The 7,063-nt window shown below is 70.9% G+C and carries 6 protein-coding genes; 3 read left to right on the top strand and 3 right to left on the bottom strand.

The window, feature by feature from the left end; all coding sequences use genetic code 11:
• The 3 genes from OU415_RS01315 to OU415_RS01305 form a co-directional block, all read left to right on the top strand.
• The coding region (locus tag OU415_RS01315) for an acetate--CoA ligase family protein (protein ID WP_270946618.1) at window positions 1–1,085 on the top strand (1,085 nt) is incomplete at its 5' end.
• A gap of 79 nt (window positions 1,086–1,164) precedes the next feature.
• The gene (locus tag OU415_RS01310; RefSeq protein WP_270946617.1) at window positions 1,165–1,821 is read left to right on the top strand and encodes a hypothetical protein; all 657 of its coding nucleotides are present in this window, start codon (window positions 1,165–1,167) and stop codon (window positions 1,819–1,821) included.
• 21 nt (window positions 1,822–1,842) lie between these two features.
• Window positions 1,843–2,358: a universal stress protein gene (locus tag OU415_RS01305; protein ID WP_270946616.1), complete on the top strand. Its 516-nt coding sequence runs from the start codon at window positions 1,843–1,845 to the stop codon at window positions 2,356–2,358.
• Between the two features lie 122 nt (window positions 2,359–2,480).
• Here the strand turns inward: OU415_RS01305 and OU415_RS01300 are convergent, their stop codons facing one another.
• The 3 genes from OU415_RS01300 to OU415_RS01290 form a co-directional block, all read right to left on the bottom strand.
• Window positions 2,481–3,299 carry a cysteine--tRNA ligase gene (locus tag OU415_RS01300; protein WP_270946615.1) on the bottom strand — a complete coding sequence of 273 codons (819 nt, stop codon included), beginning with the start codon at window positions 3,297–3,299 and terminating at the stop codon, window positions 2,481–2,483.
• Between the two features lie 129 nt (window positions 3,300–3,428).
• On the bottom strand, window positions 3,429–4,388 hold the full coding sequence (locus OU415_RS01295; RefSeq protein WP_270946623.1) for an LppY/LpqO family protein: 960 nt from the start codon (window positions 4,386–4,388) through the stop codon (window positions 3,429–3,431).
• Window positions 4,389–4,502: 114 nt separating this feature from the next.
• Entirely contained in the window at window positions 4,503–6,956 is a 2,454-nt protein-coding gene (locus OU415_RS01290; protein WP_270946614.1) for a PEP/pyruvate-binding domain-containing protein, read from the bottom strand.
• Window positions 6,957–7,063 lie beyond the last annotated feature (107 nt).

The following is a 7,063-nucleotide window of genomic DNA, read 5'->3' as shown; positions in this document are numbered from 1 at the left end:
CGGTGGACACCACGGCGACCATCGACGCGGCGACCTTCGGCACGAGCCTGGAGACCGTCCTGCGGGATCCGGCGGTGCAGGCACTCGTCGTGCCGGTCCTGCGCACCGCGATCGGCGACCCGGGCGAAGCGCTGGCGGGCGCGGTGGCCCGCGCTCGCGCCGGCGGGTGCGACAAGCCCGTGCTGGTGGTGCGGCCCGGCCAGCCGGAATCGTTCCGCCCGCTCGGCTCGGGGGCGTTCCGGGTTCCGGTGTTCGCGGATCCCGAGCTCGCCGCGAAGGCGCTGGCCGACGTCGTCGGGTACGCGACCTGGCTGGCCCGACCGCGCGGTGCGGTGCCGGATCTCGCGGGCATCGACCTCGCGGCCGCTCGGGCCTCGGTGGTCGCGGCGCTGGACCGGTCACCCGGCGGCGGCTGGCTGGAACCCGAGGCGGTGCAGGACTTGCTCGCCTCGTTCGGCCTGCCGGTCGTACCCACGACGTTGTGCCGCACCGAATCCGAAGCCCTCACCGCGTTCCGCGACATGGGCGGCAGCGTCGCGCTCAAGGTCAGCGCGGACGGGATCCTGCACAAAGCCCGTGCTGGAGGGGTCGTGCTCGACGCGTCCACCGTCGCCGACCTGCGTGCTGGGTGGGCGCGCTTGCGCGAGCGCTTCGGGTCCGGGTTCCGCGGGGCCGCGCTGCAGCCGATGGTGGAACCGGGGCGGGAATTCCTCGTCGGCGTGCTCAGCGAACCCTCGTTCGGGCCGATGATCGTGTTCGGCATGGGCGGCACCGACACCGACCTGATCGCCGACCGCAGCCGTCGGCTGGTCCCGCTCACCACCCGCGATGCCCGCGAGATGCTCGACGAGCTGCGGGCCGCTCCAGGACTGTTCGGCCCCGACGCCGACCGGGCGTTGGACACCGGTGCGGTGGTCGACGTGCTGCTGCGAACCGCGCGGTTGGCCGAGCTGCTGCCCGAGGTCGTCGAAGCCGACCTCAATCCCGTCATCGCCACCGGCAGCGGGGTGCGGATCCCGGACGCGCGCATCCGCCTGGAACCGCGCGTGCTGGGCGATCCCCTCCTCCGCGAACTGGGCGGGTGAGCTCGTGACCATCGCCTCTAGCCGGGCTGCGGCGGGTGCTCCACGGTCGGGGGTGCCCTCCCGGAACGGAGGTGAGGACATGGGTGACAGGACTGATGAGACGCGGATGCGTCCTCCCGGAGTCGAATCGCCGACTTGGGAGGTCACCGAGCGCTCGGTGACGATCGACGACTTCGCGCCGCGCTGCGACGTCGGTGTGGCTGAACACGTGGTGACCGATGCTCCGCCGGAGGAGATGTACCGGGCGCTGCGGTATCTGGACCTGCTCGACATCCACTCGCGGATCGCGGATTTCGCGTGGTGGATGCGGGGGCTGCCGGAGCGGATCGAACGCCGTGTTCCGCCTCGGGAACCGACGCGGCTCACGTTCGACGACCTGTGCACCAGCGGTGAGTGGGTGCTGCTGGGTGAACAACCGGGCCGCGAGGTGGTTTTCGGTGCGGTGGGGCGGTTCTGGACGCCGATCGTGCGGATGGAGGAGATCTCGGCGGTGGAGTTTCCGGGGTACGGGAAGCCGGGGCGCGGCAAGATCGCCGCGGCGTTCTCCGTGCGTCCGTACGGTCGCGGCGGCAGCATCGCGACCTACGATGTCCGCACCATGCTTGACGACCCGATCACCCGCCGGATCTTCACCTTGTACTGGCGCACGGTGCGGCCCTTCGTCAGGGCCATCATGCGCGCCACCCTCCGCACCGCGGCGAAGCGAGCAGTGCGACCGGATGCCGGGAGCGGGTGACGGTTCCGGCGGAGGTGTGAAGTGGGAGCCGAGGGCCACCGCGAGGCAGTCGTGGTGGGAGTGGACGGATCTGAGGCCAGCGCGCGGGCGTTGCGCTGGGCCTTGGTCGAGGCGCGGCGGCGGTGCCTTCCGGTGCACGCGATCATGGCCTGGGAGTCCAGGGCGGTTCTCGCCGGGCCGGGGCCGCTGCTGATGCGGCCGGACCAGACACCGCATGACGTGCGGGAACGGCACTGGCAGTCGCTGAACCGCGTTGCGCGGGTGAGTTTGGCCGGGGCCACGACACCGGAGCTGCACGTCGAACTCGTCGAGGGCGATGCGGCGGAGGTGCTCACCGAACGCTCGGCGCAGGCCGGGCTGCTCGTGTTGGGCGACAGCGGCCGGAGCCGTGTTTCCGAAGCGCTGCTGGGCGGTACGGCGCTCAAGTGCATCCACGAGGCGAGGTGCCCGGTGCTGATCGTCCCCGCGCGGATGCCGGTGGGCTTCGACGAGCAGACGTCACCTGGTGCCGCCGCCACCGACCCGGTGCTCGGCTGAGCCGGGAAGGTCATTTCCCCTGCTCTGGTCCACATAGGACAACGACGTCTTCGGTCGTTTCCTGGTCGAGGTGCCCGCAGCACTTCAGGGACGTTGTCATCGCTCGGTGTGCGAGCCGCTGTTCAGGCGGGAGGACGCGCCAGGTAGCGAACGAGCTCGAGCGCCAAGATCCGATCGAAGTGGACGAACGTTTCGAACTTGGCCCCCGGCTGGACGGTCGGATCGTCGGTGAGGCCGTGCAGGATCTCGATGACTGCGCCGACGTCGAAGTGGTCGTCGAGCGCGCCGTACGCCTGCTCGACGATGCGAGCGGGCATCGGTGCCGACCGGTGGTCCGCCCAACCGGCGACGAGACGTCGCCACCGATCCAGCACGTCAGCGGCCTGGTCGAGCCGGGCCGGTGTCAACGACAGCGGCTGGTCGTGGCGGTCTTGCAGCAGTGCGATGCGCAATGCCAACGGATCTGACCCGCCGGTGGTCAGCGCCGCCACGATTTCAGCAGCTGAGCCGGTCTGGCTCGTTTCGGTGAAGACGGGACCTACTCGGAGCGCAGGCGGGCGGTGCTGCGGAGGAGATGGTGCAGAGGCGGGCGAACCGTCATGAGGGGTGTGCTCCAGCACCACATCGGCGGGCCCACCGAGCACCCCTGCCGAGTCGTCGAGCGACCGGGCATAGCCGGCCGGGGCCGGGATCCACAGGGCGTCGAGGACGCCGTCCCAGTCCTCCGGCACATCGTCGGCGACCACCGCGGTCTGCACCTGCATGCCGTGGATGTCCTCCGCGACCCGCCGGAGGAGGTCGGCGACGAGCAGCAGGCGCAATTCGCCCGCGCCGCTCGCCGAGCCGGGAGCGGGTCGGCGCAGGCAGATCCGGAACAGGCCGCGGCGCGGGCCGATGATCACCTCGGCCTGGGTTTCTGAGTCGCGGAAACGAAGCTTCATCGGTCTTCTCCGGCGTTGAGGCTGCGGTTGTCCTGCACCGTGCCCCACTCGCAAGCGGGTGGGAAGGGGTTCAACGGCCTCCAGAACCCCGCGCTCGGCCTTAGCCGATCATTCCCCGGGTACTTGCGCTCAGCGGGTTCGGTCCAGTGCGGCGCGGAGAGCTCTGGCGAGGGTGGGGGCGTCGCCGGTGGCCCAGTAGTGCACGTAGAACAGGCGCGGCTGCTCGTGGATCATGTGGTTGTGCACGGTGACGATGTGGATGCCGTGTTCCCGCAGCGCGGACATGACGGGGTTGAGCTGGTCGGCGGTGAGCGCGAAGTCCCCGTTGATCGCGGCTTGGTTGTTGCCCAGGGGCTGGAACAGCAGCAGGGTGGAAGCTTCCATCGGATAGGGGAGCTGCACTTGGGCGCGTGTGTCGGTGATGGGCATGGTCACCGGGACGTGGTACTGGTACGCGCCGTCCTCTGCTCGTCCACTCGCGCCGATGATGTGGTCCAGCGCGGCGGTGTCGAGGCCTCGCAGGGGTTCTTCAGCGCCCGGAGGCGGCTTGGGCGGCATGGCGGTGGCGGCCAGTGCGTTGTGCACCGCAGCGGCTTCGGCTGCGGCGTCGTTGTAGCCGTCGAAGTGCACCCACCACAGATCTGGTGTTTGGGCGTACATGTGCTTGTGGACGGCGGTGATTTCCAGGCCACCGCGCTGCAGTGCGTCGATGACGCGGGGTTGTTCTCTGTCGGTGACGGTCATCTCGCCGATCAGCAACGCGTTGTTGCCGCCGGTGGGAAGGAAATGTACTTCTGCGCCGATTTCCATGCCCGGCTGCAGCTGCACGCCCCGGGTGTTCACGTGCAGGTCGGTGCGCGGGAAGTCCGTGCTCCGCTCGGCGCCTTCGCCGGTGTCGAGGGGTGTTCCCAACGACCGCTCGACCGCAGCCCAGTCCAGCGTCGGCGAGCCTGGTGGTGCCGATGGGCCGGGTGCAGGTGCGGGCGGTGAGTGCGCCGGTGGGGTGGTACCGCACCCTGCCGCGAGGCCGGCGATCAGTGCCGCCGCGCCCAGAACGCGGAGTGGGGAAGCTTGCGACCGCGAGTTCATGATGCTCACGACCTGGGGGAACGGACGATGCTGACTGGACGACGATAGGTACATCCGGGTCGTGGTGGCGAGTTGATACCCCGGCGAAGCCGCGCTGGACGCCGGTGCTGCCGGTCAGGGGTGGTTCAGCGGGTGGGTTCCGGGGGTGATGGTGCCCGCGGTTCCGTCGATGGTGATGAGCTGGCCGGTTTCGATGCGGTGCGTGGCGTCGCGGACGCAGATGACCGCTGGGATGCCGTACTCGCGGGCGACGGTGGGTCCGTGCGCCATCGGGGATCCGGTTTCGGTGACGAGCCCGGCCGCGGTCATGAACAGCGGTGTCCAGCCGGGGTCGGTGGTCGGGGCGACCAGGATCTCCCCGGGTTCGACGCGCGCGTCGGTGGGGTCGTGGATCACGCGGGCCCGGCCGGTGGCGGTTCCCGGCGATGCCCCGAGCCCGGTCCACGCCCCGTCCGCCACCTCCGGTGGGGCGATCGCCTCCAGGTCGGTGCCGTCGGAGAGCAGCGCGACGGGGACCTGGCGGCGGGCGAGTTCCCGCTGGTGCACGGCCTTGCGGGACGCCGCGCGCGCCCGCTGGTCGCGGCCCGCGACCGCGGCGCGGATCTCCTCCAGCTCCAGGAACATGACGTCACCGGGCCGGTCGAGCAGCCCGCGCGCGGCCAGGTCCTCGCCGACCAGCAGCAGTTGCCTGCGCATCTCGGCCAGCGGGTGCACCCAGGCGAACTTGGCGAGCTCCCGCAGCCCGGTCAGCTGGCGGGTGCGCCGCAGGAGGAAGCCGGCGAGCCGACCGCGGACCGACCGCATCCGCCGGGCCCGGGCGGTCAGCTCCGCGACGGTCTTCTCGGCCTGCGCCGCGGCGCGCGCGAACCGTCGGTCGGGTGCCTGCTCCTGGTCGGCGATCTGCAGGTAGTTGGCGATGGCGGCGAAAACCGGTGCCGGATCCTCCGACCAGCGCGGCACGCCGATGTCCACCTCCGCGGCGCAGCGGTTGCCGAACTCGTCGAGGAACGCCGCCAGCCCGATGTTCGGCAGTTCCTCGTTGCGGTAGCGGGCGGCCAGTTCGGCGGGTGGCGCGCTGCGCAGCAGCTCGCGCTGCTCGTCGTCCAGATCGCGCACCACCCGCCACAGGGCCAGGTCCATCATCGTGGTGATGTTGTGCGGCAATCCGCGCAGCACGGTGTCGAGTTCGGCGTCCTCGGCGATGCCCCGGAGCAGGCCGCGCGAGAGCTGGCTGACCAGCAGTCCGGTCATCATCGGCCAGATGACGTCCATGACCTCCTTGCCGGAGTACAGCTCCTGCGCCTTTTCCGCGAGCCGGAACCGCTCGGCGGTGGTGGCCGGTCGCGACGCCGGTGCGGACTTGCGCCGGATCTCCGCCACGCGCTGGAACGCTCGCGCCCGAGCCGCGTCCGGTCGAGCCAGCGAGCGCCCGATGCCGACCACCGTCGCGGGAACCAGCCGCAGCAGGATCTTCAGCCAGGGCAGGCGAATCGGCATCCCGCGCTGCGGGGCGAACCGGGGATCTTCGAGCAACCGTTGCGCGATCGCCTCGCACCGCGGCCCGTAGGTGCGCATCATCTGCGGCACCTGCTCGCGGGTCCACTTGCTGCGCAGGAAATCCGTCAGGTCGCTGTAGAGGTGCCCGCTCACGTCGACGACCCAGACGCTCATCATCGACCTGGCGCGGGACGGGCCGAGCCACATCTCGGCCGCCAACCGCATCGCGGACATCCCGGCCGGCGTGAACGGCCGGAGCATCCCCTGCATGTGCCCCATCTCGAAGTAGACGCGCGGCTGCGAACCACCCGAGGACGGCGGCAGGGGGAAGAGCGTGGTGATCGCCCGGGACTGCACCGCCCACAACGCCCCGCTGCGATCGATGGCCCACTCGACGTCCTGCGGAGACCCGAAGTGCTCCTGCACGCGAAAACCGAACTCCCGCAACGATTCCAGCTCAGCTCGGCCGAGGCAGCCGCGGTCTTCGGCGATCTCGCCGCCGATGACGTAGTGATCCGCGTCGACGCTGCCGTCCACGACTGCGGTGCCCGGCCCCGGTGCGGCGTCGACGACCATCTCCGACCTGGAACCGGTGAGCGGGTTGGCGGTGAACAGCACACCGGCGACCTCGGCGTCGACCATCCGCTGCACGACGACGGCCATGTGCGCGGACTCGTGGTCGATCCCGTTCGCCTCGCGGTAGGCGACGGCGCGCTCGCCGTTCAGCGAGGCCCAGCACTGCTCGACGGCGTCGACCAGCGCGTCCGGTCCTTCGACGTCGAGGAACGTGTCGTGCTGCCCGGCGAAGCTGGCGTCCGGGAGGTCTTCGGCGGTGGAGCTGGAGCGCACGGCGACCCGGCCGGAGCCCAAATCCCGGTAGGCGGCGAGGACCTCCGCGACCGGAACCACCCCGGACCGGTGCGCCCGGGTGGTCACGCAGAACCCGCCCGGCACCGGGAACCCGGCGCGCACCATCTCGCCGAGCCCGGCGGCCTTGCCGCCGACCAGCTCGACCATCCCGGCGTCGACCTCGGCGAGGTCGACCACGTCACCATCCCGGCCGGTCGACATGGCAGCTCCTTCCCGTCACGCCGACCAGACTTCCCGGCACACCACCGGTTCCCCGCGGAACCGAGGAGAACAGGCTAGCCCGGACCCGGGGCGTTGGGAACGCCGCG

This window comes from Saccharopolyspora oryzae (assembly GCF_027853915.1).
In the GTDB taxonomy this organism is placed as follows: Bacteria; Actinomycetota; Actinomycetes; order Mycobacteriales; family Pseudonocardiaceae; genus Saccharopolyspora; species Saccharopolyspora oryzae.
Note: the sequence above shows the minus strand (reverse complement) of the source record. Positions and strands in the feature narration are given on the sequence as shown.

Coding starts and splice junctions, on each gene's coding strand:
- OU415_RS01290 (WP_270946614.1), bottom strand. CDS start 6,956: ATGTCGACCGGCCGGGATGGTGACGTGGTCGACCTCGCCGAGGTCGAC.
- OU415_RS01295 (WP_270946623.1), bottom strand. CDS start 4,388: ATGAACTCGCGGTCGCAAGCTTCCCCACTCCGCGTTCTGGGCGCGGCG.
- OU415_RS01300 (WP_270946615.1), bottom strand. CDS start 3,299: ATGAAGCTTCGTTTCCGCGACTCAGAAACCCAGGCCGAGGTGATCATC.
- OU415_RS01310 (WP_270946617.1), top strand. CDS start 1,165: ATGGGTGACAGGACTGATGAGACGCGGATGCGTCCTCCCGGAGTCGAA.